Origin of the sequence: Methanobrevibacter sp., assembly GCF_017409525.1 — an archaeon.
GTDB lineage: Archaea > Methanobacteriota > Methanobacteria > Methanobacteriales > Methanobacteriaceae > Methanocatella.
Map to the genome: position 1 here is coordinate 1 of NZ_JAFQSO010000017.1, position 25,446 is coordinate 25,446.

The following is a 25,446-nucleotide window of genomic DNA, read 5'->3' on the forward strand; positions in this document are numbered from 1 at the left end:
ATTCATACAACGACTAAAAGACAAATACAAACTCTACAAACCCCAAGCAGACGGTGTACAATTCGTAAAAACTCATAACACAAGCCGAACATGCCACCGCTGCGGAAACATAAACAAAGAATTAGAAGTCAAAACACGCAACTGGAAATGTCCAAAATGTGGCCAAATACTTGATAGAGATACAAATGCCGCAATTAACATACTAAACCGCTGGTTCAACGGGGCTAGCCTGGAAAATACTTAATTAACCCATTAAGTGAAAAAAATCCAGGAATCCCCGTCCTCTTTTAGGACGGGGAGGTTCAAATGGATAATTGAACTATAATTGAATCCCATTAGGGATTCATCCATAACAATCAGTTATGGAAATAATCCTATAAAATTTTACAGACTCTTTTTTTGGATATAATTATCTAAAATTTCACTTATTCGGTTAAAAATGAGTAGAAATCAGATTGAAAAATATATTCGTATTTAATCGAACAATAATTGCTTCTCTGGCATTAAATCGGCATGTATAAATATGTCTTGGGATAAACTTTTTCTTGACCTATTGTTTAAAAAATATTCAATATTCAATAGCAAAATAAAATGATATTCATATTTTTTTGATTTATGGGTTAAATTATTGATTAATGGAGATAATTAATGAAATTTGCAAAAATATGTATTTTATTGCTTTTTTTGATAGTTTCAATAGGTGCTGTATCGGCAACAGAAGAAATTAACAACGAAGCAATAAGTACAGATAATCCAATGGAAACCGGGGGTGTTGCTCTTGATGATGAGCCAACCATCCTGCAAAGTGCAGAACATAGCGAATATGGCGAAAGTGAAATTAGCAATACGTTTACGGACTTTAGCAAGGACATGAACGAATCTGTAAGCGTAATGGAAGTGAAACATAATTACAAATTCAATAATGAAACCGATAAGGGACATATTCTTATTAATAAAGATAATTTTATAATAGAAGGAAATAACCATGTTCTTGATGGTGCTAACCAGACAAATATATTGGGGATTAAAGGAACAAATATCACAATAAACAATCTGGTCTTTACTAATGGTAATTGCAGGTCAGGAGGTTTATTTGAATTTAATGGTGGAGGTGCAATAATAGCACTTGGGTCATTAACTTTAAATAATGTTACATTCATTAATAATGCCGCAAATTATGATGGTGGAGACATATTAACTATAGCTGAACTTAATTGCTTTGATTGTAACTTTGTAGATGGTTATTCAGTCAATGGAAATTCAATCTGTTCACAAATGGGCACTGTGAATATTGAACGTTGTACTTTCACATCAAAATATTCCAGTAAATGGTCTACAGTTTACGGCCAAGGCGGTGAAGTATTTGTAAATGATTGCCTTTTCGATAACATATCATCTGCATATGCCCCGGCAATATATGTCAGTGGGGGCATTGCAATAATAAACAATACTAAATTTAATAATTTAAAAGCTTATAAAACTGCAGGAGCAGTAGGAACAAAAGAATGTGAGCTAACAATAATTGAAAATTGTTTATTTACAAACACCAGCTCTTTTAAAGATGGGGGAGCGATATTTATTGATACCTTTGGCAATGGCGATTTAGGTGTTTATGACGGATGGGCATATGTCATAAATTCAACTTTTATCAATACATCTTCTTCTTTTGGAGGGGCTTATGTTCAATTGTCCGGTAACTTATCCCTTAAAGATTCAAGCTTCATCAACTGTTCTTCAAATTATGACGGAGGAGCAGTATACACTTCCGGTGCAGATGTAAATGTTGTAAATTGCAAATTCAATTCAAATAAGGTTGCATCACATGTCAATTATCCAACATATGGTGGTGCAATATACTTTGATTACTCTGAATCAGTAAACGTGACTGATTCAGAATTTAACAATAATGAAGCTCCAATCGGCAGCGGAATATGTATCTATGATTGCGAATATCATCTAGATAATATTACATTCAACAACAACGGAAATGCAGTTTACACTTATTTTGATGGTGACTCATCAACAATAGGCGAAATATACGGAAACGATAAAATTTCTCAAGATGATTTAAATAACACCATTTATCCTTCTTTGGTTGTGGGGCAAGGAATCACATTAAACTTGACTACAAACAACATTGACCTTACAATCCTTCCAACCAAATTTGATTTAAGGGATATTGGATGGATTACACCCGTTAGAGATCAAGGAAGTATGGGTTCTTGTTGGACTTTTGGAGCATTGGATGCATTGGAGTCAGCCTTAGTGAAAAACACTGGAGTAAGCTATTATCTTTCAGAAAATAATGTGCAGGATGTCATGCTCATATATAGCCGATATGGTGTTTATATTTCTGAAGGGGGCTTTCAAACAAATTCTGCAGCTTATATGGTAAATTGGTTTGGAGTATTTCCACAGGAATACGATACCTATGACGAGCTTGGTAAAATATCTCCGTTAATCCATGCAAATCAAACATTACATGTCCAAGATTATGTTTTAATTGAAAGAAACATATCAAATCCAGGAGACCCTCTTCTTAAAGAAGCCATTCTCAAATATGGAGTGTTGCACGTTACTTATGATGCTACACAACTTAATCCAACCGATTATAATTTTTATTCTAACAGTACCTCTTCAGACCATGCTGTAGGTCTTGTCGGATGGGATGACAATTATCCTAAAGAAAACTTTGTAAACCAGCCTCCAGGCGATGGGGCATGGATTATTAAAAACAGCTGGGGAACTGAATGGGGAGAAGAAGGATATGGATATATTTCATATTATGACACATCATTATGTTCAACCAATGATGTCATCGACCAGGCTGTTGGATATATAATTGAAAATACCTTGCCATATAATAAGAATTATCAGTATGACTTCAGCGGCATCGATGATTTCATGACATATAATGAAACCGATGAATTGTACGGCAGTCCAATAACTAATGTAAATGTCTTTATGAGTGAGGATGATGATTTGTTGGCTGCTGTAGGAACCTATTTCAATCAAAGCGGTCTTGATTATACAGTTGAAATTGCAGTAAATGACGTCGTGGTCTATACCCAAAAAGGCATTTCTCCATACAGGGGATATCATACAATTAAGTTGGACAAGTACGTTCCAATTAAAAAAGGAGATAAATTCAGTGTTTATGTAACATCAACCGCATTAGGCGTAAGTGCTCCAGCAAGAGTATACTGTGCAGATGGCGTTTCATTTACTAATTATGGTGGCATTTGGACAGATATCTATGAAACTTATGGAAATGTTGCCTGCATTAAAGCATATACCTTGAAAGATGACACTGCCATTGCCGGCAACAAAAACATTGCAGTTGACTATGCGGGAGGATCTTACTTCTCAGTTAAGGTTGTCACCGCTGATGGACATGCAGTCGTAGGCGCTAGCGTTAAGTTCACCATCGACGGCAAAACAACCACTGTCAAAACAGACGGCAACGGAATTGCCAAAATCAAGATAACACAGGCTCCAGGCAAGTACACCATCAAGACAGCATATAATGGAGAAACAGTCAAAAACACTGTCACTGTAAAGGATGTGCTGACTGCATATAAAGTCACTGTCAAAAAGACAGCCAAGAAGTTTACCTTAAAAGCCAAACTTAAAATCAACGGCAAATTGGTTAAGGGCAAAACAGTAACATTCAAGTTCAACGGCAAAACCTATAACGTAAAAACCAATGCAAACGGCATCGCGCAAAAGACATTGGATAAGAATGTTATCAAAAAGCTCAAAAAAGGCAAAACCTACACTGTCAAAGTGACTTACCTTAAAGACACCATTAAAACAACAGTTAAAGTCTTGTAGATGATATTTTCTCATCTACTCTTTTTTTATTTTATTTTATTTTTATTGATTAAAAAATTACTATCTGAATTTTAAAAATAATCAATATTATTAAAAATTTCCCAATGGAGCAAAAACCAAAATGGGGGGGGGGGGCGTTAAAGCAAAAGCCCCTTATTAAATTGAAGATGCATGCCAAGCATCAAAAAAGTGGTTGATGGTTAATGTAGGCTTATTTTTTCATCTTTTCCATTTCCTTTTCAATCATCTGCTCACGGTTGTCCTCCAGTTTGTTGGAGAAAACAAATGTCTTCAGGAAATGGAACACCAAACCGATTCCCCAGAAGATGGTCACCCAATAGAACCACCATTCGCCTTTACCGCTCATCATTTTTGTAACAAAATTGATGATAAACAGCATTATGTTGACGCCGATAAAGCTGTAGAGGTGCTTGTAGAAGCCTATTTTTTCATCCGCTCTCTTTTCCGCTCTTCTATACAAATCATTATCAGACATTCAATCACCTATAATTCTTTAAAGGATTTGACGAAATCCTCTTGTTGTATAATAATTACTTTATTGGCCATATTATTTAATCCTAATTTTTCATTGTGCATCTGATGGTAATTGCAGGTTGGGTACTTGATGTTGCCCGATGGAAAAAAAGTTTAATAGGGGAATCTAAAAACTATATATATAATCATGATTTAACTAAAAGTCAAATTTTCTTTATAATCATTGTTCTTAACACTGAGGCGAAAACTATGAAAACATGTAGCAAATGCGGATTTCAAAATGCTGATAACACCAAATTCTGTGTCAACTGTGGAAACGGACTGGATGTTGCGGTCCAACCGATGAATGCCTGTCCTAATTGCGGATTTCAAAACATTAGAGATGCCAAATTCTGTGTAGGCTGTGGATTTAAACTGGATGGAGCGTCAATGAAGACATGCCCTAATTGCGGATTTCAAAACAAGAGCGACGCCAAGTTTTGCGTCAGCTGTGCAACCAGTCTGGATCTTGATTCATTGAAGGAGTGCCCTAATTGCGGGTATCACAACAAGGAGGATGCCAAGTTTTGCGTCAGCTGTGCAACCAGTCTGGATCTTGATTCATTGAAGGAGTGCCCTAATTGCGGGTATCACAACAAGGAGGATGCCAAGTTCTGTGTCGGCTGCGGCAATGATTTGAGTGTTGAAATGAAGGTCTGCCCTGAGTGCGGCCATCAAAACAAGGAAGGCATGAAGTTCTGCGTTAACTGCGGAAACAAGCTTGAAGGTGAAGCTTCCAATAAAGAGATTGCAGAGGATGAAAGTCCGCAGGCAACCGCTGTAAAAGAAAATGTTGATGATGCAGCGGGCAGTGATGAAGAAATCGCAGAAGAGAGTGAAGAGGAAGTCTTCCAAGATGAAATGGATGAAGCCGCCGAGGAAGAAACAGAAGAAGAAACTATTGATTCAACACCAAAAAAAGGCAATACATGTCCAAAATGCGGACGCGATAATCTTGAGGGCATCAAATTCTGCATCGGTTGCGGAACCCCATTGGAAAAAATAGATATGGATGAGGATAAAGCAGATGTTGAAGAAACTGAAACCCAATCTGTTGATGAGGAAGATGAATCCGTTGAAGAAGATTCACAAATTGAAATTGATGAGGATAAAGCTGATTTACCTGTAAAAGATGAAGACAATGCCTGTCCTGAATGTGGGCATGTGAATGCTGAGGGCATTAACTTCTGCATTAAATGCGGAACCAAATTGGAAAAAGCAGAGATTGGTGAAGATAAAGCGGAAATTGAAGAAACTGAAACCCAATCTGTTGATGATGAAGATGATTCTAATGAGGATAAATCCAGTGGAGAGGATTCACCAGTTAAAGATGAAGGTGATGCTTGTCCTGAGTGTGGGCATGTGAATGCTGAAGGGACTAACTTCTGCATCAGTTGCGGAACCGAATTGATTAATCAAAAGCAAGCAGAACCGCAAACAAATGATAATGCCTGCCCTAAATGCGGACATGTAAACGCTGAAGGGACTAACTTCTGCATCAACTGCGGAAATAAGTTGGACAGTGTCCAATCAGACGTTTCACAGGCAAACGGCAATGACAAGAAAGTTTGTCCAAAATGCGGTCATGAAAATGACTACAATTATAAATACTGCAAAAACTGCAATCTTCCACTCAATGAAAATGGGGAGACTCTCGACGACAAGATTGAGGAGCTGCGCAGTGAAGTTTGCAGTTTTCATAAGGATGTGGGTAGCGACAAAATCGAGCTGCAGGTAGTGCAATTTTACAAGAGGGGTCCTAAGAATTTTTTAGTCCATTCCAAAATTCCCTATTCGATAGACGATACAGTTTCCGCTCTCAAGAGGGTACGCAATGTAAATCCTGTAGCCATTGGCGATAGGAATAAATTTAAAATCCTACAGTACGGATCCTTTAAAAACATTCACCTGTTTCTGGATGAAGACACGGAAAACGAAACTATAGTCCAGTATTTTATGGAGGACATAAGGGATTCCAACTCACCCCCTGCTTCCATTTTGCTTGACACATCAGTACATCTGGCAACAAAAAGGGAAGCAAAAGTGCTAATGAAGAAGTTAGTGAAAGAACTGGAAAAATCAAATTTCCAATGAATCCTTGAGGCGAAAAAATGAAGATTGGTCTTATATAATATCTTTTGATGTTAATGGCCAATTACTGACTTAGCAGTTCAATTTTGGATTTGGATTTGTCAAAATTTGTTTTTGCAAATTTCCTTATCCAAGGTTATTTTTCTATTTTTTGCGATAATCGGCATGTTTATAATCCTATCTTGATAAACATTCTATTACATAATATTAAGGTGTTTAAAATGAATGTTAAAAGGATATTTTTAATTGCGTTAATCGCATTGGTGGTATTTGCTTCTGTTAGTGCAGTCAGCGCCGGATGGTTTGACTTTTTAGGCGGCGGTGACAGTGATACGGTGGATAATGTCACTGTAGACATAATAAGCTCTTCTGTGAAGTACAGTTGTGCCGCTACAGGAAACGATCTTTCAATTCAAAGCAATGGAAATAATTTCAGCGTCAATTCTGATAGCTCCGAAGTCGATAAGGAAATCACATACAGGGGAACAGCAAAAATCAATGTTTCCACCATGAACCATGAGCAATTGAAAGACAATCTATCAAGTAATAATTGGACTATTTCTGTCGAATTCGGAAATATTGCAGGTTCTTTAAGCTTTTATGTCTATGAATACACAATTGAAGATGGGGTAATGACATTATTCTTCAACGGCACCGATCATATAAATTCTTATGACCCCGTAAAACCTGGTGATTCCGGTGTTACAAATGTAACCGGAGGGGATGTACGAATTTATAAGGAAGGTTCCGGTAACGAGTCAGCATTCATCATCTATTTCTGATGATGGAGCAATTTTCAAGAAAGCAGAATCCTATTCATTAGGGTTGTCTTTCTTTACTTTTTTTTTTAAACCATTCCTTTTTAGTGCCGACATAATGCATGGGGATAGTTTCTATGTTTTTGCAAATTCATCCTTATCCAAGGTTATTTTTCTATTTTTTTGTGCGATAATCGGCATGTTTATAATCTTATCTTGATAAAGATTTTATTACATAATATTAAGGTGTTTTAAAATGAATGTTAAAAGGATATTTTTAATTGCGTTAATCGCATTGGCGGTATTCGCTTCTGTTAGTGCTGTCAGCGCAGGATGGTTTGGCTTTTTCGATGGAGGTGGTGGTGATGCCACTGTAGACATAATAGACTCTTCTGTGAGTTACAGATGTTACAATTATGTAAACCAGTCTAATCACTCACAAGTCATTAAAAACCTCACATACAATGGAACAGCAAAAATTGATGTTTCAGGCGTGGACCAAGACAGGCTGAAAGAAGATTTACAGCACGGCACAAGGTCTGTTTATGTCAAATTCGGTGATATTGCAAATCATTCAAGTTTCTATGTCAATAGATACACTGTTGAAGATGGGATATTGACATTATATATCAACGGAACTAAGGAGATAAAATCCTCTGATTCAGTAGAACCTGGAGATTCCGGAGTTACAGAGGTAACCGGAGGTCATGTAACAATCTATAAGCAAGCAAGTGGTCTTGAAGAGGCATACACCCTCACTTTCAGATGATGGAGCAATTTTCAAGAAAGCGGAATCCTAGTAATTAGGATTGTCTTTCTTTACTTTTTTTAAAACCATTCCTTTCTAGTGCCTATATAATACAGGGCCAATGTGTTGACAGCTAAAAGGGCTATTGTTTCTATGAAGTTGGACATGGTGATTGTCGATGTTGATGCGCCAAATCCTAAACCGATCATGATTGTCATGGAAAGATTGTTAGCTATGTGCATGGATGAGCTCGCTTCAAGGCCCTTTGTCTTAAGGGCTAAAAATCCATAGGCAAGGCCGCACATGACTGTTCCTATCACTCCTAAAATGGTATATATGTGCAATACGCCAAATATCACTGCCTGAATGATCAATGCCAGAATGGGAATCTTGGACCATGAGCCGACGGTCTGCATGACGAATCCTCTCATTAGGTATTCCTCGCCGACGCACTGAAGGGGCACGATTACCAGGCAGATTAAGAAATACGGCAATGAAAATGTTGTGGGACTTACTTTTCCATGCACCATGGCGTACATGACACAGTAAATCACATATATTGCCAGAGGGATAGTCTGGCATTTGAGGTAAAGCTTCCAGTCCCATCCTCCGCGGGATGAGGAATATGAGGAAAACGGCCTGTCACGAACAACCCTTGAGGCGACATATAGTGAGGGGAGTATGATTGCCACCGAGAGAAAGCTCATGTAGGCTCCGGCTTCGGAGTTCAGCGATTCATATGACCCGCCCATCAATGCGTTTGTCGCATCAGTGCCATAGATTGCACCGAAAAGGATTACCATTACAAAAATCAATATGAAATACACGATTACGCCGACTGCAAGCACGAGCAGGGGCTTGTACCATCTGTATTTTTCAAAGGTTCTCGGGAATGTTGCATACTCGGGGATTTCGTTTTTTCCGTTCATGGTTATAGTTTGTCTTGAAGGTATAAAAAAATTGCTTTTCCGTTTGACGATTCGACATGATGGCTGATTTTGATTAATTATCCTTAACCGCAACTGTCATTAACGGCTAGGTTTTTTAAAATCAGGTCCGTTTTTTGAGATGGATGTATATGCTCCGCCGGTTTTTGGTTTATTGTTCATAAAAAAGAATTTGCAAAAATCTGGAAACGATTTCTGCAAAGATTAATATTATTGTCTAAAAGACATTTTAAGGTCATCTGCCCCACAGCAGCATGCAGACGAATCCGATTGTTCCGAGCACTAAAAATCCGATAATCAGGCTTATTGTGGTCTGGATGCCCAGAAATATTATGGATGCTGCCAACAGTAAAACTATCGGGAACACGTGGGTGGTCGATTTCAGCTTGAACTTGGAATCCCTCGAGCTTCTCAGGGCGGAGATGAACTCACCTATGTTGAGGATGACAAGCACGAATATTGCTCCGCATGTAAGCATCTCGAATATGAATATCGCAGTTCCGATGAGGCCGTATCCGATGGTCGCTCTCAGGAACATGAGGAAAATCAGAAACAGGACTGCACCTCCGGCAATGGCCCAGTATGTCAGGGCCTCAGTCATGAGAACGTTCGGGTCATTCTTGTCGGTGACGACACCCTTGTTGTTTATATCAACCAGCTTCGGGTCATAGATTTCATTTTTCATGTTCGGATTCTTTTCGATGCTTTTGAAATATTCCAGCCTGAGCTTTTCCTTTTCTTCGGCTGTGAGTTCAGTTTCAGACTTGTTTTTTTCGTTGAACGCTTTGGTCATGTGCTTTGTGACTTCCTGGTTGGAATTTGGGAGGTTCTGGATTTCTTCAGGACTTAAAGCTTCTGCTTTTTGGGGTTGGGTTTCAGCCTCACTTTCCTTTTGGGTGTCTGTGTCTTCTGTTGGAGTTGCTGTCTTTTGGCTTTCTGAAGGAGAGCCGCAGTTAACGCAGAACTTTGCTTCCTCAGATAACGGTGAGCCGCAGCTTTCACAAACTTTTGTTTCGGCTATTAATTGCGAGCCGCACTTTCCGCAGAACTTTGCCCCGTCCTCGTTTTCAAAACCGCATTTTTCACAGTTCATAAAATCACCTGTTGTTTTCTTAAAGTGAAGACGGTTCACTGGAATCCGTCTCTAGCGATAAGTTTTTTTTGAAAAATCTTAATTTTTCTGATTCAAAAAAAACCTTTTATAATATTAATTTGATAAATTGTCATTTATATTTTTTTCAGGGCTAGTTTTGCTATAGTTTTTAATGAGAATTTTGGTAAATTATGGCTCAAGAATGTAAGAAGTGGATGAATAGTAGCTTTCTATTTGATTTAAATAGTAAAAATTTATACTATCTTAAACATAACTTATACTATGAATAAAAACAGGTTGATAATTATTGGATTGGTAATTGTTATTATTGCTCTTTTAGTTGGTATAGCTATATCAGTGCTTGCACCAGCTAAAGAAGATGTGAAATTAACAATCATAAATAACGACACTATTTTCGAAGGGGACAGTATAAAAGTCAAATTAACAGATGTTAATGACACTCGAATAGCTAACGAAACAGTGAATATTACAATCACAGATGAAAACAGCACTACTAATAATTACTCTGTTGTTACCAATGAAAATGGAACTGGGGTGCTTAAATTAAATAAAAGTGCTGGAAATTACACTATTAATTGTACATTTAGTGGAAATGAGAATTATACTGGGAATAGTACTTTTCAAATGTTAAAAATAATTAAACAGATTAATCAACATTCGGGTAGTTCTTCTAGTCAAGGAGATAATCGTCCTGCTGTGGATTCTGAGGGGATTACTCAAGAAGAAGCTGACTATTATGGATGGTATTATACTCCTGACCATGGAGGCCATTATATAGGGCCTAATGATGCTTGGGATGATGAAGCTGGCGTGTATCATGATTGAAGTGAAAGAAATTTTTCAATATAATTGATTTATTTTAAAATCATGGTCTTATGGTATTAGTAAGAAGAATATCATCGTTTTATCACAGTCTATTTTCACATTTTTTTTGCATTTATGGTGATATTCTTAAGTTTTAATTTGGTTCCTTTTTAATTCAATTTTTATTTTATGATCATCAGTTTTTAATATAACTTTATATATAAATTGTATTAATCATGGAAAATTGTTTTCATTTTATAAAATTGTATTGAGCAGGTTTTAATATGTCAGAAAATAACTTACAAGTAGATTCATTTTATAAATACTTAATTTCTAATGGTTATTATTTTGATAAAGAATTAATTGAAAATTATTTGTTATCTTTGAAAGTTAAACCATTTGAGATTTTAACAGGAAATTCTGGGACCGGAAAAACAAAACTATCACAGTTATTCGCAAAGTTCATCAATCCTGAATTAATTACTATTGAGCCTCCTGAAGATTATGTGAAGGTTAAAGGAAACTTAAATTTTTCTTCATGGAGCAATATGGGATGGACTCTTGAAAAGAATTATTTTCGCGATTTTTTACCAATCAAAGAATTCGAATCAAAATGTGATTTAGTAGTTGATAATATTCCTGCTAAGGGAGGTATTAGCTTAACTATACAGTTAGAATATACAAGTTCAGTTTTGAAAGATCATTTGAAGAAACGATGTGATGAATTTGGCATTGAAAAATATTCTAAATTAGAGTTTCCTATAGATATTCTCATTAATGCGAAGGGCATTGAAAAAATCATGGATGATGAAATCCCAATTGAGGATTCAATCACAATAACACAAAATTCTAATAAATCTGCATATGAAGACTGCCAATGGAATATGGATCATGATTTTTTCCAACATTCTCCATTCAAAAAGGGTAAGGTCGATTGTAAAATTATTGTGGATGGAATTTGTTCTGATGCCAAACTTAGGGTTTTATCTAAATTATCTTTTTCTAGAAATGAAAAATTGCAGGATTATCTTAAAAAACATGATGGGGAAAAAGTTAAAATAGAACTAAAATTACATGACTTTAATTTTAAAGGTTTTAAACCAAAATGGAATTTTGTTGATTCTATTGATGTTAGATTGAATTTAGATGAAAATTATATTAAAAAATACATTATTGTCCCAGTTGGGGCTAATTGGACAGATAACACTAACATTCTAGGTTATTATAATGTAATCACCGAAGATTATAAATCAACTCCCGCTTATGAATTAATTAAAAAAGCGCAAAATGATCCTAGAAATCCGTATTTCCTAATTTTAGATGAAATGAACCTTTCACATGTGGAAAGGTATTTTGCAGACTTTTTATCATCTATTGAAAGCGGCGAAGAGATACCGTTATACGGCAATGATGAATCTTTAAAACTCCCGGATAATCTTTTTACAATTGGGACTGTCAATGTTGATGAGACAACATATATGTTCTCACCTAAGGTTCTTGACAGGGCAAATACAATAGAATTTGACACATTAACTGCTTGGGATTATATGGTGTCTGATTTAGATGATGATGATTTTAAAGGTGATATTGATTATCTGCAATCTCCATTAATCGATTCAAACATATCCAACTTAAACATCGAGGATTTAAAAGAAATATTGTCTGAAATCTCATATGGGGATGGCAATCTATGGAAGGAATTAGCTAATGAGCTTACTGCATTACAGGAAGAGCTTAAAGGGTCTAGTTTTGACTTTGGATTTAGGGTAATCAATGAAATATTAAGGTTCATGATTGTTGCTTGGAGATATGAAGAATCCCCTAGTGAATGGAACAATTGGCAACGTTACTTCGATGCTCAAATTAAGCAGAAAATCCTTCCTAAATTGCATGGGTCTGAAAAAGCCATAGGCAATGTCTTGACTAGCTTATTCAACCTTTGTTTGGAAGAGAGGAACAATAACGAAAACCCTAAAATCTTTGAAGTCAACAAAGAAAATTCCAGATATTATTCTTCAGCCTTAAAGCTTCAAAGCATGTCAAATGTGTTGTCAGACCAAAGGTATGTATCATTTATAAATTAAAGATTTAAATGATTGAGCAGAAAGTTATTATTCACCTGTCGGATGAGGATTCCAATGAAATTGGTCTTTTAAGCATCAGTTCAATCGATCCTAGGTCAGATGATGAGTCAGAGGAGAGGTTATCCTCATCAATGACTTTAGAAAACATTCCGATCGTTGATGAACCGGATAATATGACTCCAATTCAATACTGTCCAAATATTGGAGCTAATTTTGCCAAATTAATGTTTTTAGAAGAAACGGAATATCAGATATTATTTGAATCTGGGGATGTCAATGCAAGTTATGATGTTTTGCATTCGCTCATGAAAATGAATGAAAGCCATTTTAAACCATTCAGGTTTGATTTAGGTGATGACGATAAATTTAAAATTGCTGGAACTCTAAACTTCAGGAGTTACGTCGGCAAATCCTTTTTGGATGTAATGAAAGACAATATTAATTCAACCAAAATTCCAATTGAAGTCAGGTCTAAAAAGATAGATTATTTTACTCAATATTCTTCAATGATCGCTGATTTGTCACAGCATGCATTAAGCTTAATTTTTGAGCTTAATTCTCCATTATATCAGGAATTTGAAATAGATTACCGTGAAAAGGAGACATATTATGAAGATTTTATGTTTTTAGAGTATCTATTTAGGGACGATAACTTACCATCAATTTTTGAATATCTATCTGTAAACTTGCATTCGCAACTTAAAACCCATGTTGAAACGGTTCCGTTGTCATTAGCATCAAGCATCAATCAGAACACTTTAAAAAACATCATAACAAAGCCGGCGAACCTGTTTGAATCTGATGCGGATTTTGAAATTGTTGATAAATTGAAAGGGTATATTCCAAACGAAATTGACCAGATTAAACATGAGGATGTTATTGACATTCCGGAAAACAGGTTTTTCAAATACTTTTTAGGGTTAATAAGGGATTTGGTTGAAAAGTTACTTGAAAGCTCTAAAGAAGGCTACATTAAAGATAAGCTATTGTATTTCAGAGATGAAATTGACTACTATCTGTCAAGCAAATTCTTTAATCATATTTCAGCGATGGATTATGTTCCATTCAATTCACAGATTTTACAGAAAAAAGAAGGGTATAGGGAAATTTTCCACTACTTCTTAATGCTTGAATTTTCATTTAGATTGAGTTGGGATGAGATTAACAACCAATTCAAGGGTTTTGAGAAAAAATTATCTGAGCTATATGAATATTGGTGTTATTTCAAGCTATTGAAAGTATTAAATGACTTAAGTATTAAAAAAATCAGCTTTGAAGATGTTTTTAAAGTCAATAAAGATAACTGGTCAATAACCATTAAAAAAGGAGTTAATTCCGCTAAAAAGTTCAATATAAATATGGACGGTCATGATATCAACATTAAATTATTTTACAATTTGAAATTTTCAGATAATCCTCAATATAAGTCTTATTCACTTGCTTTTAGACCGGATTATACATTGTTGGTTACAATTGGGGAATATAAACATTATATTCATTTTGACGCTAAATATAGGTCTGAACTTGAAATCATTGATTTTTACGGTAAAATCGAATCAGACGCTGACGTGGATAGGGAAATTGACAAAAGAGACGAACTTGAAGAAAAAGAATATGTCTTTAAAGATGGCGATATATATAAAATGCATACTTATAAAGACTCTATTTTAAAGACTGAAGGAGCTTATGTCTTATATCCTGGAAGCAAAACAAAGAGATTCAGGGAATCTGATTTAGTCATTCCGTCAGTGGGTGCATTTTCTCTAACTCCTGGAAATGATGATGTTGAAGAGGATAATTTAGCCATTTTTATTAAAGAAGTCCTTAAGACTCTTCTTTATAATCATGGTTTGATAAATTATGAATGGATTAGTGTAAATTATTAAAATATATAACGTAAGCTGCCAAATAGTTAACCAAAGGAGCCAACTTATGAAAACTTTAAATGTCGTTGCAGCCATTATTAAAAAAGACAATAAAATCCTAGCAACTAAGCGTGGCTATGGCGAGTTCATCAACATGTGGGAGTTTCCGGGCGGAAAAATAGAAGGATCCGAAACCAAAGAGCAAGCCCTAATAAGAGAAATCAAAGAAGAGCTCGACTGCACAATCAAACCCACAAAGTTCGCTTTAAATTTAGAATATCAGTATCCAACTTTTTATCTTAAGATGAGCTGCTTTGAAGCAGAAATAACCCAAGGGACCCCAAAGATTATTGAGCACAACGACGCCAGATGGCTTACAAAAGACGAACTGGACGAGGTCAACTGGATTCCAGCTGACATTGAAATCGTCGATTACCTTAAAGAAACCATGGAGGATTAAGAATGCCCGACAACAGATTGCAACTAGCTAAAGACAAACTTGAAGAACTCCAAGCCAAACTGGAAAAGGTCAAAGGCACTCCTAGAGAGGAGGAGTTCCAAATCCAGATAGACAAACTCCAGGAATTAATCAAACACCTTGAAAACGAGTAGATTGCATGAACATTGATGAAATCATTAACGGAGCTAAAACAGCATTCATTAATCAGAATGCCGACTCCAGCATCGATTTCAGACCTAAATTATTGTACAACGATTCCTCAACCAAGGTTGTCAATTCCATTTTGGACGAGCTTCACGGATGCGACGAGTTCATCATCTCATCGGCATTCATCACGATGAGCGGACTGATGCACCTCTTAGAAGAGTTCAAGCTTTTGGAAGCAAACAACATTAAGGGAAAGATTCTCACAACCGATTACCTATACTTTACACAACCCAAGGCATTAAGAAAGCTTCAGGAGTTTTCAAACATCGAGGTCAAACTCTACAGCCAGGAAAAGGAAGGATTCCACACCAAGGGATACATTTTCAGAAAGGACGACACATACAAGGCAATCGTCGGAAGTTCCAATCTGACATCCTATGCATTGACTGTCAACAAGGAATGGAACGTGGAGTTCTCATCACTTGAGGAGGGGGAGATGCTTAAAAGCATCAAGCATGAATTTTACAGTCTATGGAATCAGGCAGATCCTTTGGAGGATGTGCTTCCTGCATATGAAAAGATTTATGAGGACAACAAGAACTTCAGAGACCTCAGGAACATCACTGAGGAGCTGAAGGAGAAAAACATCAAGGATTTGACTCCAAACATCATGCAGGAGGATTTCCTAAACAACCTGAGAAACCTCATCAAGCAGGGCGAGTCAAGAGCCATTCTGGTATCTGCTACAGGAACAGGAAAGACCTATGCTTCCGCTTTCGCTGTAAAAGATTTCAGGCCTAAAAGATTCCTGTTTCTGGTTCACCGAGAACAGATTGCAAAGCAATCGATAGAAGCCTACAAGAACGTTTTCAAGGACCATGAAAACTTTGGCCTGGTTTCAGGCAATTCCAAGGATTTCAAGAAAAACTACATCTTTGCAACGATTCAGACCATGTCCAAGGATGACGTCTACACAAGATATTCAAAGGACCATTTTGACTATATCGTCATCGATGAGGTCCACAAGGCAGGGGCATTGAGCTATCAAAAGATTTTCCAGTACTTCGAGCCGAAGTTCTATTTGGGAATGACCGCTTCACCGGAGCGTACCGACGGCTTTAACATCTATGACCTGTTCGACAACAACATTGCCCATGAAATCCGGCTGCAGGAAGCCTTGGAAGAGGATTTGCTCTGTCCGTTCCATTACTTTGGAATCACGGACGTTGAGTTTGAGGACAACACGATAGATGACGATTTCACAGATTTCAACCTTCTGGCCTCAGATAAGAGAGTTGACTATCTGATTGAAAAATCGGAATTCTACAGCTATTCGGGAGAGAGAAGAAAGGCATTGGTGTTCTGTTCAAGAAAAAGGGAAGCCGAATTGCTATCAAAAGAATTCAATAGGCGTGGCTATGCATCAGTTGTGCTTACAGGTGAGGACTCACAGGAAAAGAGACTTGATGCAATCGACAGGCTCACAAACGATGATAATCCAAATAAGATAGAGTTCATTTTCACTGTCGACATCTTCAACGAGGGTGTTGACATTCCCGAAATCAATCAGGTGTTGCTCGTCAGACCAACCGAATCCCCAATCATTTTCATCCAGCAGCTGGGAAGGGGATTGAGGAAATTCAAGAACAAGGAGTATGTTGTGATTTTGGATTTCATTGGAAACTACAGGAACAACTTCATGATTCCGATTGCCCTTTCAGGCGACAGGTCATATGACAAGGACAGAATCAGAAAGTATCTGATGCAGGGAAACAAGATCATCCCCGGAGCATCTTCAATCAATTTCGATGAGATTTCCAAAAGGCGCATATATGAGTCAATCAACAATTCATCATTTTCGAAGGTTGCCCTCTTTAAGGAAAAGTACAATCAATTAAAATACAAGCTAGGACGCATCCCTTATCTTCATGACTTTGCAACCAACGCAGAGTTCAACCCTGAAATCATACTGAATCACAATAATTTCACGACATACCATGACTTTCTCGATTATGTAGACGATGACTATAAATCCGCATTAAGTGAAGAGGAACTTTCAACGTTGAGATTCATTTCCAAAAAACTGGTCAAGGGAATAAGGCCTCATGAGCTGGTGATATTGAGTTGCCTTAAATACAACAAGTGTTTCACTGTCAATCAGGTTGAAGATTACCTGTCCAAAAGATACGGCCTTGAAAATCAGTTTGATGCAGTCAAAAGCGCGATAAATGTTTTGAGCATGAACTTCTACAGAAAGGAAACAAGTGATGACTATCAGGCAAACACGATACAGTTCATAACCGATGAGGACTTAGACATTGAGAACCTCTTTTTCGATTTCGATAAGGATGTTTATAAAAACCTTAAAGACAACAAGGATTATAGGTTTGAAGCTTCTGATTTATTCAGGCAGTGCATGGCAAATCCCACTTATCTAAATCACTTCGAGGACGCCGTAAAATATGGATTTTTCAAATACGAAAATGTCTATATGGATGAAAAGCCGTTCAGATTGTATGAAAAGTACTCAAGGGAGGACGTTTTAAGGCTCATGAATTGGGAAAGGTTCATGAATGGCCAAAACATCGGCGGATACAAAATCAAGTACGGCACATGCCCTATTTTTGTAACCTACAACAAGGCGGAGGACATATCCGAAACAATCAATTACGAGGATCATTTCATCTCAAAGGACACTTTCAACTGGATGAGCAGGAACAACAGAAAAACCTCCTCGCCCGAACTGGAGCCCTTGATTAATTACAATGGTGTTGATACTGAACTATTCATCCAGAAAAGCAACGATGAGGGAATTGAGTTTTACTACATTGGAAAATTGACACCAATTTCATACAAGCAGGTGTACAGAAACATCAATGGCAAGGACCAGCCCATCGTCAATTTCAAATTCAAAATCCAAACCGAAGTCAAGGACGAGCTATACAGCTATTTCACCAACGATTGAGTTGACCTCACAAAATCACCTAATCCAAGTTGAACAGTTGCCATATTATGCCTTTTAATCTAAACAAACCCCTAATTTTTTAAATACACTAAAATATATAACCTATGCACGAAATATATTACAATAACGTACAGATTAAACTTTTTAGGTGTTTTAAAATGAATTTAAAAAGGATTTTTTTAATAGGCATTTTCATTTTGATTCTAACGGTAGGAGCCGTAAGCGCAAGTGATGAAAATGCCACTCATGAATTAACGATTGAGGACTCTCACGACCTTCAAACGACGGATGAGGGTCCGCAAGCAAACAGTGAAGGAAACGTTGAGGTTGTAGCTCCCAAGGAATTGTATTATAACAGCAGCAACCAATTCGATTTCAAGATAAAAAGCGGCTCAGGAGATTTCTGGCTCTACATTTATGTGGACAATGTCTCAAAAACATGGACTAATGTAGACAACCGTTCTGAAGACTTTGTGGCCTCATTATATCTTCCGATTGAAGAGCCTGGAGAATATAAGGTCGATGTAATATTGTCAAATGATGTGGGCACCCAAACCCTGAAGTCATTGAATTACACGGTCAAGTATTTTGACATAATGGTCACTCCCCTCTTCACAATCGGCCAGAGCGACTACAGGGAACTTGATGTCCTCACACCCGAAGGCGCAAGCGGAACCCTTGAATTTACAATGAACGGCAAGACACAAAAGCGTACAGTGGATCCGGATTACAACTACCTTTCTTTTCATGCCAATAACCCAGTTTGCGGATTGAACAATGCCACATTGAAGTTCACAGCAGACTCAAAAAGCATATACAAAAGCCAGACATTCGTTAAGGAGTTCATAGTGTTGCCTACAATCACCTGCGACTGGAGGGCGAAATATTCATCTGAAATCGGCGCTTTTCACATATACGCTCCTGGAGTGACAGGAATATTCAACATCACAGTCGACGGCAGCCATTTCAAGACAGTTGAAGTGAAAGACCAAGCGACAGTCTCCGCATCAGGATTGTCATTGGGCACTCACTCCTATGTCGCCGAGTTCATAAACGATGAGTTTTCCACAAGCGAAAGAGGAGAAATCGAAATTGTCCCGAATGTCAATGTTTCAAGCTTTTTAAGGCAGGGCGAGGACAACTACATGACAGTGACCCTTCCGGATGATGCAAACGGAAATCTTTTAGTGATACTTAACAGAAAGGAGATTTACAGAAGCGCTAATGCAAAGGGATTCATCAAGATTCCTTTAGCTGACCTCATAAAGTCAAACAGAATCGATGTAAACTACACCGACGGCTCAATTGCATATGATGACTTTTTCCGTGCCACATGCACCAAGAATTCCCCGGACTGGAACATGGAACTCAAGATAGAAAGCCTGATTACCACCGACAAATCTTTAAGTTTATATGCCGATAGCAATCAATTCATCGTGAACAGGCCCGATGACTATGACGGGGTGATAACAGTATTTGTCGATGGTAAGGAAGTCTTCTCATATCTCAATGATGATTTCATCGGATATGACTGCTATGACGGCAGGAATTATGGGAATGTGGCATACTATTACTATAAATTTGACATTAGCGAGCTTAAGATAGGCAAGCATACGCTGACCGCTGTGGCCGACGGAAGCGAATACTACAAGCCGACCAACGCAACGGTCACATTCACCCTAACCAACCTGTTTCCTATTTTCCCTAAATCCGATAGGATAGTGTATGAGGGTGCAGTGTGGGACATTTACATGCCTGACGATAGTACAGGCACAATTAAGTTCTACCTTGACGGCAAGTACGTATCCACTAAAAAGAAGGGCGATTCAGATTTCTTCACCTTGCCTAAAGACACAAAATTCGGTGAGCACACTTTGAAATTCGTCTACTCAGGCGACAAGAAGTATCCGAAAGAGACAATCACCAAGAAGGTCAACTACACATATGAGATATATCCAAGATACAGGAACTGGGTTTTCTTCAATGGCGAGGAATTGATTGAGGGAAACAAGAACATATTGGCATTTAATTGTCCTTCAGACTTCAAGGGAACAGTAACTCTGACAATAGCCAATCAGAAATTCTCCAAAAAGGCCAATAAAGGGGAGGTCTCATTTGACCTGTCCAAGTTCAAGGCAGGAAACTACACCCTCAAGGTGGAAACTCAAGGAAGCGGAAAATTCACCAAGCAGTCATTCTACATGTACGACTTTGAGATAATGTCCAAAATCGTCAACATCAAGGCCGACGCTTCAAGCGTATACTATGACGGATACTATACCGTTAAGGTTACATATGTCAACGGAAGCGTTGCAAAAAACGTTCCGGTTGAGGCTTTCTTTGATGGAACTGACTATGGATACGACTACTCTGATGAAACAGACAGCAACGGCGTTGTCAAATTCAAGATGACCGAAAAGCCTGATAAGTATGAGGTGACCATCACCTGCAAATACTCAAAGGTCATAAAGACGGTTACAGTAAAGAATATCGTAACTCTTCCTGTAGTCAAGGTCAAACGCTCAGCCAAAAGCCTGGCATTGACCGCCACCATAAAGCAAGGCAATACCCCTCTTTCAAACAGGCAAGTGACCTTCAAGTTCAACGGAAAGACATACAAGGCAAAGACCAACTCAAAAGGCGTTGCCAAAGTCACAATTCCAAAATCCGTGCTAAGCAAACTCAAGGCAGGCAAGAAGGTAACCTATCAGGCAACCTACAAGAAAGACACGGTTAAAAGGACTGTAAGCGTTTTGAAATAGGATTCTAATTCCTATTTTTTTTCTTTTTTTTTTAAATAGATTTGACCTTGCAAATTTGTTTTTTAGTTTAAAAATAAGGTTTGATTAGCTTTAAGTTTAATCTGACTAAATAAAAAATAGCTTCAATACAATATTCGTTAAAAAGAAATAAAAAAAGTGAAAGATATGATTATCTTTCTTCAATGGTCACCTTGTTCATGACGTCGCCTTGCTGGATGGCATCAACAACGTCCTGGCCCTTTATGACCTGACCGAATACGGTGTGGACTCCGTCCAAGTGTGGCTGTGGGCAGTGTGTGATGAAAAATTGGCTTCCGCCGGTGTCTTTTCCTGCGTGTGCCATTGATAATGCGCCTGTGCCGTGCTTGTGTGGGTTTCCTTCGGTTTCACATTTGATTGTGTAGCCAGGTCCGCCGGTACCGTTTCCGTAAGGGCATCCCCCTTGAATCACGAAGTTAGGGATAACCCTGTGGAAGGTCAATCCGTCATAGAATCCTTCGTTGATTAGCTTTTCAAAGTTGGCTACGGTTCCTGGAGCCTCATTTGGGAACAGTTCAAGTTCGATGTTCCCCTTGTCAGTTTCGATTGTTGCGACTTTCATTTTATCACCTTATCTTAGATTTGTCATCAATTGTTAAATAGTTTTTTGAATTATCATTAATTCTGTTTGTCTTCAATTATCTGCCCGTCCTTTATCATGATTGTCCTTTCGGCAAGTTTTGCAACATCGTTGTCGTGTGTGACGATTATCAAGGTCACGTTGTACTCTTCGTGCATGTTCTTGAGGATGTCAAGGACCATCTGGCCTGTCTGTGAGTCAAGTGAACCTGTCGGTTCGTCGGCAAGGATGATTGACGGGTTGTTCACAAGCGCCCTTGCGATGGCCACCCTTTGGCGCTGGCCTCCGGACAGCTTGTTCGGCTTGGTGTCCTTTTTGTCCAAAAGCCCAACAGCCTCTATATATTTCAGGGCCCTTTCTTTCTTTTCCTTTTCAGGCAGCTTGGTTGCAATGAGAGGTATCTCCACGTTCTCCTCAACTGTCAGGTTCGGAAGCAGGTTGTGGAGCTGGAAGATGAATCCGATCTTGTCACGCCTGAAATCGCTCAGGTCCTTTTCCTGTGCGAGGTTGATGCCGTCAATGACGATTTCACCGGCATCGGGACTGTCAAGCGCCCCCAGCATGTTCAGAAGTGTTGACTTTCCGGATCCTGAAGGCCCGATTATGGAGATGAAACTTCCTTTCTCGATTGTCAGATTAAGACGGTTAAGTGCAGTCACCTGGCCGTCATCGTATTGTTTTATAACGTTTTTTAAGCTAATGAATTCCATAATCAACACCTATTCATATCTCAATGCCTCTGTTGGGGCAAGCTTTGATGCCTTGTAGGCAGGGTATATTCCTCCGATGAGTCCGACGATGATTGTGATTCCGAATGCCAGGATGAATGTGCTAGGATGGAATCCCAGTGAGAAGGTTTCGCTTCCGAGTATGAGCACTCCCACTTCACAAATCAGTATTCCAAACAGCGAACCGAGAATTCCGGCCAGTGTTGTCAATACAAGGGTCTCTCCCATAATCATCAGAAGAATCCTTCTAGGTTTCCAGCCGATTGACTTCAAAACTCCAATCTCTTTTGTTCTCTCAAATACTGTCATCACCATTGTATTCACGATTCCGATGGCTCCGACAAGTATTGCCAGTCCGGACACTGCAAGGGAGGCTGTATCGAGAATGCCGACTATCTGATCTGTCATTTCGGACATGTCTTCGCTTGTCAATGTGGAAATGTCATTGAATTTGTCCTTGATGTTCTCGGCGATTACGCTGTCGTTTTCCCCTTCTCCGGTTTTCACAAGAACGGTGGAAACTCCGTCGGTTCCGGTGAATTCCTGCATTGTATCGAGAGGGATGTAGACCCCATCGTCAGTGAACAGGTTTCCAGTTTCATAGATTCCGGTAATCTTGAATTCAGTGTTGTGGATGGTAATTGTATCCCCGATGCTCACGTTGTTCAGTGTCACATATTGGGCACCTACAATCGCTTCGTTGGCACCGTTTTCAAATGCAGATCCGTTGATTTTGGTTATTCCTACAAGAGCCAGCTTGTCACTGTCGATACCTGTAACGGAATTCATTGAACTGAATCCTCCGTCACCGTCCGACGGGCTGCTCATTTCTGAATATGTCAGCTCTCCTGCAACGTCAATGACGCCGCTCATGTTTTTCAGCTCATCCATCGTTGCGGCCTTAATCATTCCTCCGCTTCCTCCAACGGTTGTTGAATTGGTCACGGTTATTTCCGCTTCACCTTCATTAAGCGTGGTTTGAACTGAATCCTGCATTCCTGCAGTGATGAGACCCAATGCAACGATTGTTGCAATGCCTATTCCTATTCCAATAATGGACAGGGCGCTACGGGTCTTGTTCCTAAATGGATTTTTCAAAATTAATGTAATGAATTTAATCTTAACAACTCCGTTAAAAAAATAATTGATTTCTATATCAATAGATATGCTTGAATTTAAATTAAATATCTTTCCATTAAAAAAAGGCTTTTAATGCCTATATTGTGAGTTTCACCTCACAATACTTATCACTTAGACATTAGATTAAATCCCTGATTGAGCAAATATGGTCCATAATGATGACCTATTGAATTAATAATGGATATAAGAAGAAATACACAAGTTTTAACCCATTGTTGAGCTATTATTCGAAACTAAACAATTATATACTTATAAATTTATATATAGTAAATGTAATTTAATTACTCTGCCGTTCATTATAAAATATAGTCATAATATTGAGGATACATACAATCTCATTGAATAACGGCTTTTTCAGCATGAAAAGAGAGGTAATTTAAAATGAAAAAAACTATAGTGATTTCTTCTTTGATAATTTTAGGAGTATTGTTTATCGGCAGCTCTATGGCTGTTGAACTAAACGGAAACAGTGTAGGTGTTGGGGGAGTTGATTTCAACATTCCCGACGGTTTTGAAGCAAATGGCAGTTCAATAGTGAACTATGAACAGGAGTCCGAACAGATTGGTGCTGGACAGTATGTAACTGCTGAAAGCAGTTATGTTTCATTTTATGAAAAAGGTTTTTTCGGTCCCGGTGAAGGTGAAATCAACCTCCATGTCATTGCATTTGACAGTGAAAAGGATGCCAAAGCCCGTTTAAACTATTATAATGAAAATGGGAGGATTGGTGAGCCAAAAAACATGACTGTTAATGGAATAGAAGGATTTGAAGGCGGCGGGGCTGGCATGTATTCATTTTACTATCAGGATGGAAATCGCCTGATATTCGTCCAGGTAAATGAGGATAATTCGGATTTGATTCCTGATATTGTTATTAACTGATTTCGACAAATTTCATTAAATATTAACCAATAAAAACGGAGAAATTTATATATGCACATTTAAGCATAACTATAATTAACAAAAAAGAGGTAGTTTAAATGAATAGTAAAAAAGTCCTATTGGTTTGCGTTATATTGATTATTGCGATTTCTTCATTGAGCATGGCAAGTGCAGGATTGTTTGAAAACAATGACAATCAAGGTATCACAAGTATTCCGGTTGAAATAATTGATTCTCAACTCAATTATGAACTAATAGAAGCAAAAATAATGGAACCTGGAGATAATAGCTTTGAGCAAACAGGCAATTATTCACAGGTGAAGTATAATGGATATCTTACCATCAACCTTACAAATTCCAATGGAGATAATTTGACTAGTGATGAAATAAAAACCATAAAGGATACCTTGGACAACAAAAGCAACATATTGCGGTTTACTACAAGTCGATTTACATTTAATATGGAATGTGATGATTGGAATTATACATTAGATAACAATATTCTAAACATAACATTTGATGCAACATATGAAAATCCGGCCCATGATGATTTAGGCAGCTTATCTTCAGGTACAGTTAAAATCACCGAATTTGAGTTGAGAAATCGATCCACATCATTTAACATTTATGGAGAATACAGATAAACATCCATTAAAAATTTAATCAATGCAATACCCAAATTGCTATTGAAGAGGTTATACATGAATAAATCATATCTATTCAAAATCAAGCTACTGCAAATGCGTGCAGTGTGAAGATTTCATGTTTTAACTGAATATTAGTTGAGCTATTATTCGAAATTTTCATATCAGTTCTAAATTATTCAACCGATTAAACTCTTTCAAATTCTCCAATAACATTTTTTCCTCACTAGTAGACAACTCAGACCCCCTGATTAATACTGGTGATTATTTTCATATGCAATGTAGTTTTTCTCAGCATATTAAATTGATTGAATTGTGCA

General features: G+C 37.8%; 20 protein-coding genes. 14 read left to right on the plus strand and 6 right to left on the minus strand.

Features of this window, described 5'->3' with window-relative positions; translation table 11 throughout:
- Both IJE64_RS09500 and IJE64_RS09505 read left to right on the plus strand, forming a co-directional pair.
- Positions 1-244, plus strand: a 244-nt coding sequence (locus IJE64_RS09500; protein ID WP_292785204.1) for a zinc ribbon domain-containing protein, incomplete at its 5' end; no start/stop codon positions are given.
- Between the two features lie 404 nt (positions 245-648).
- Positions 649-3,834 carry a C1 family peptidase gene (locus IJE64_RS09505; protein WP_292785206.1) on the plus strand — a complete coding sequence of 1,062 codons (3,186 nt, stop codon included), beginning with the start codon at positions 649-651 and terminating at the stop codon, positions 3,832-3,834.
- Between the two features lie 211 nt (positions 3,835-4,045).
- Here IJE64_RS09505 and IJE64_RS09510 read toward each other — a convergent pair whose 3' ends face one another.
- The gene (locus IJE64_RS09510) at positions 4,046-4,330 is read right to left on the minus strand and encodes a 2TM domain-containing protein (protein WP_292785208.1); all 285 of its coding nucleotides are present in this window, start codon (positions 4,328-4,330) and stop codon (positions 4,046-4,048) included.
- A gap of 248 nt (positions 4,331-4,578) precedes the next feature.
- Here IJE64_RS09510 and IJE64_RS09515 point away from each other — a divergent pair, with 248 nt between their 5' ends.
- The 3 genes from IJE64_RS09515 to IJE64_RS09525 all read left to right on the plus strand — a co-directional run bounded on the left by IJE64_RS09515 (position 4,579) and on the right by IJE64_RS09525 (position 7,986).
- Positions 4,579-6,462: a zinc ribbon domain-containing protein gene (locus tag IJE64_RS09515; protein ID WP_292785210.1), complete on the plus strand. Its 1,884-nt coding sequence runs from the start codon at positions 4,579-4,581 to the stop codon at positions 6,460-6,462.
- A gap of 218 nt (positions 6,463-6,680) precedes the next feature.
- Positions 6,681-7,241, plus strand: coding sequence for a hypothetical protein (locus IJE64_RS09520; RefSeq protein WP_292785212.1), 561 nt, complete (start codon positions 6,681-6,683; stop codon positions 7,239-7,241).
- Between the two features lie 232 nt (positions 7,242-7,473).
- On the plus strand, positions 7,474-7,986 hold the full coding sequence (locus IJE64_RS09525; RefSeq protein WP_292785214.1) for a hypothetical protein: 513 nt from the start codon (positions 7,474-7,476) through the stop codon (positions 7,984-7,986).
- A gap of 59 nt (positions 7,987-8,045) precedes the next feature.
- Here IJE64_RS09525 and IJE64_RS09530 read toward each other — a convergent pair whose 3' ends face one another.
- Positions 8,046-8,987 (minus strand): CPBP family intramembrane glutamic endopeptidase, encoded by a 942-nt coding sequence (locus IJE64_RS09530; RefSeq protein ID WP_292785216.1) that lies wholly within the window; start codon positions 8,985-8,987, stop codon positions 8,046-8,048.
- 160 nt (positions 8,988-9,147) lie between these two features.
- Positions 9,148-10,044 (minus strand): zinc-ribbon domain-containing protein, encoded by an 897-nt coding sequence (locus IJE64_RS09535; RefSeq protein WP_292785218.1) that lies wholly within the window; start codon positions 10,042-10,044, stop codon positions 9,148-9,150.
- Between the two features lie 243 nt (positions 10,045-10,287).
- Between IJE64_RS09535 and IJE64_RS09540 the strand changes: the two genes are divergently transcribed.
- From IJE64_RS09540 to IJE64_RS09570, 7 genes are all read left to right on the plus strand, one after another.
- Positions 10,288-10,851, plus strand: coding sequence for a hypothetical protein (locus IJE64_RS09540; protein WP_292785221.1), 564 nt, complete (start codon positions 10,288-10,290; stop codon positions 10,849-10,851).
- Positions 10,852-11,114: 263 nt separating this feature from the next.
- Positions 11,115-12,914 (plus strand): McrB family protein, encoded by a 1,800-nt coding sequence (locus tag IJE64_RS09545; protein WP_292785223.1) that lies wholly within the window; start codon positions 11,115-11,117, stop codon positions 12,912-12,914.
- A gap of 8 nt (positions 12,915-12,922) precedes the next feature.
- A complete protein-coding gene (locus tag IJE64_RS09550; protein WP_292785225.1) occupies positions 12,923-14,800 on the plus strand; it encodes a DUF2357 domain-containing protein in 1,878 nt (625 codons plus the stop codon).
- Between the two features lie 46 nt (positions 14,801-14,846).
- Entirely contained in the window at positions 14,847-15,239 is a 393-nt protein-coding gene (locus IJE64_RS09555; RefSeq protein ID WP_292785227.1) for a (deoxy)nucleoside triphosphate pyrophosphohydrolase, read from the plus strand.
- Between the two features lie 2 nt (positions 15,240-15,241).
- A complete protein-coding gene (locus tag IJE64_RS09560; RefSeq protein WP_292785229.1) occupies positions 15,242-15,391 on the plus strand; it encodes a hypothetical protein in 150 nt (49 codons plus the stop codon).
- Between the two features lie 5 nt (positions 15,392-15,396).
- Entirely contained in the window at positions 15,397-18,351 is a 2,955-nt protein-coding gene (locus tag IJE64_RS09565; RefSeq protein WP_292785231.1) for a DEAD/DEAH box helicase, read from the plus strand.
- Positions 18,352-18,509: 158 nt separating this feature from the next.
- Entirely contained in the window at positions 18,510-21,113 is a 2,604-nt protein-coding gene (locus IJE64_RS09570) for a hypothetical protein (protein WP_292785233.1), read from the plus strand.
- 169 nt (positions 21,114-21,282) lie between these two features.
- On the opposite strand, the gene IJE64_RS09575 is transcribed toward IJE64_RS09570, so the two are convergent.
- Genes IJE64_RS09575 through IJE64_RS09585 form a run of 3 tightly spaced genes read right to left on the minus strand, consistent with a single transcriptional unit; the run spans position 21,283 to position 23,558 of the window.
- Positions 21,283-21,714, minus strand: coding sequence for a peptidylprolyl isomerase (locus tag IJE64_RS09575; protein ID WP_292785237.1), 432 nt, complete (start codon positions 21,712-21,714; stop codon positions 21,283-21,285).
- 56 nt (positions 21,715-21,770) lie between these two features.
- A complete protein-coding gene (locus IJE64_RS09580; RefSeq protein ID WP_292785239.1) occupies positions 21,771-22,442 on the minus strand; it encodes an ABC transporter ATP-binding protein in 672 nt (223 codons plus the stop codon).
- A gap of 9 nt (positions 22,443-22,451) precedes the next feature.
- Positions 22,452-23,558, minus strand: a complete 1,107-nt coding sequence (locus IJE64_RS09585; protein WP_292785241.1) for an ABC transporter permease — start codon at positions 23,556-23,558, stop codon at positions 22,452-22,454.
- Between the two features lie 423 nt (positions 23,559-23,981).
- On the opposite strand from IJE64_RS09585, the gene IJE64_RS09590 reads away from it, so the two are divergent.
- Together IJE64_RS09590 and IJE64_RS09595 are read left to right on the plus strand one after the other, a co-directional pair.
- Positions 23,982-24,482, plus strand: coding sequence for a hypothetical protein (locus tag IJE64_RS09590; protein WP_292785243.1), 501 nt, complete (start codon positions 23,982-23,984; stop codon positions 24,480-24,482).
- Between the two features lie 98 nt (positions 24,483-24,580).
- Positions 24,581-25,126: a hypothetical protein gene (locus IJE64_RS09595; RefSeq protein ID WP_292785246.1), complete on the plus strand. Its 546-nt coding sequence runs from the start codon at positions 24,581-24,583 to the stop codon at positions 25,124-25,126.
- The last annotated feature ends 320 nt before the right edge of the window (positions 25,127-25,446 follow it).

What these genes read in the sequence shown, in the direction of transcription:
- IJE64_RS09505 (WP_292785206.1), top strand. Translation starts at nt 649, where the DNA reads ATGAAATTTGCAAAAATATGTATTTTATTGCTTTTTTTGATAGTTTCA.
- IJE64_RS09510 (WP_292785208.1), bottom strand. Translation starts at nt 4,330, where the DNA reads ATGTCTGATAATGATTTGTATAGAAGAGCGGAAAAGAGAGCGGATGAA.
- IJE64_RS09515 (WP_292785210.1), top strand. Translation starts at nt 4,579, where the DNA reads ATGAAAACATGTAGCAAATGCGGATTTCAAAATGCTGATAACACCAAA.
- IJE64_RS09520 (WP_292785212.1), top strand. Translation starts at nt 6,681, where the DNA reads ATGAATGTTAAAAGGATATTTTTAATTGCGTTAATCGCATTGGTGGTA.
- IJE64_RS09525 (WP_292785214.1), top strand. Translation starts at nt 7,474, where the DNA reads ATGAATGTTAAAAGGATATTTTTAATTGCGTTAATCGCATTGGCGGTA.
- IJE64_RS09540 (WP_292785221.1), top strand. Translation starts at nt 10,288, where the DNA reads ATGAATAAAAACAGGTTGATAATTATTGGATTGGTAATTGTTATTATT.
- IJE64_RS09545 (WP_292785223.1), top strand. Translation starts at nt 11,115, where the DNA reads ATGTCAGAAAATAACTTACAAGTAGATTCATTTTATAAATACTTAATT.
- IJE64_RS09550 (WP_292785225.1), top strand. Translation starts at nt 12,923, where the DNA reads ATGATTGAGCAGAAAGTTATTATTCACCTGTCGGATGAGGATTCCAAT.
- IJE64_RS09555 (WP_292785227.1), top strand. Translation starts at nt 14,847, where the DNA reads ATGAAAACTTTAAATGTCGTTGCAGCCATTATTAAAAAAGACAATAAA.
- IJE64_RS09560 (WP_292785229.1), top strand. Translation starts at nt 15,242, where the DNA reads ATGCCCGACAACAGATTGCAACTAGCTAAAGACAAACTTGAAGAACTC.
- IJE64_RS09565 (WP_292785231.1), top strand. Translation starts at nt 15,397, where the DNA reads ATGAACATTGATGAAATCATTAACGGAGCTAAAACAGCATTCATTAAT.
- IJE64_RS09570 (WP_292785233.1), top strand. Translation starts at nt 18,510, where the DNA reads ATGAATTTAAAAAGGATTTTTTTAATAGGCATTTTCATTTTGATTCTA.
- IJE64_RS09575 (WP_292785237.1), bottom strand. Translation starts at nt 21,714, where the DNA reads ATGAAAGTCGCAACAATCGAAACTGACAAGGGGAACATCGAACTTGAA.
- IJE64_RS09580 (WP_292785239.1), bottom strand. Translation starts at nt 22,442, where the DNA reads ATGGAATTCATTAGCTTAAAAAACGTTATAAAACAATACGATGACGGC.
- IJE64_RS09590 (WP_292785243.1), top strand. Translation starts at nt 23,982, where the DNA reads ATGAAAAAAACTATAGTGATTTCTTCTTTGATAATTTTAGGAGTATTG.
- IJE64_RS09595 (WP_292785246.1), top strand. Translation starts at nt 24,581, where the DNA reads ATGAATAGTAAAAAAGTCCTATTGGTTTGCGTTATATTGATTATTGCG.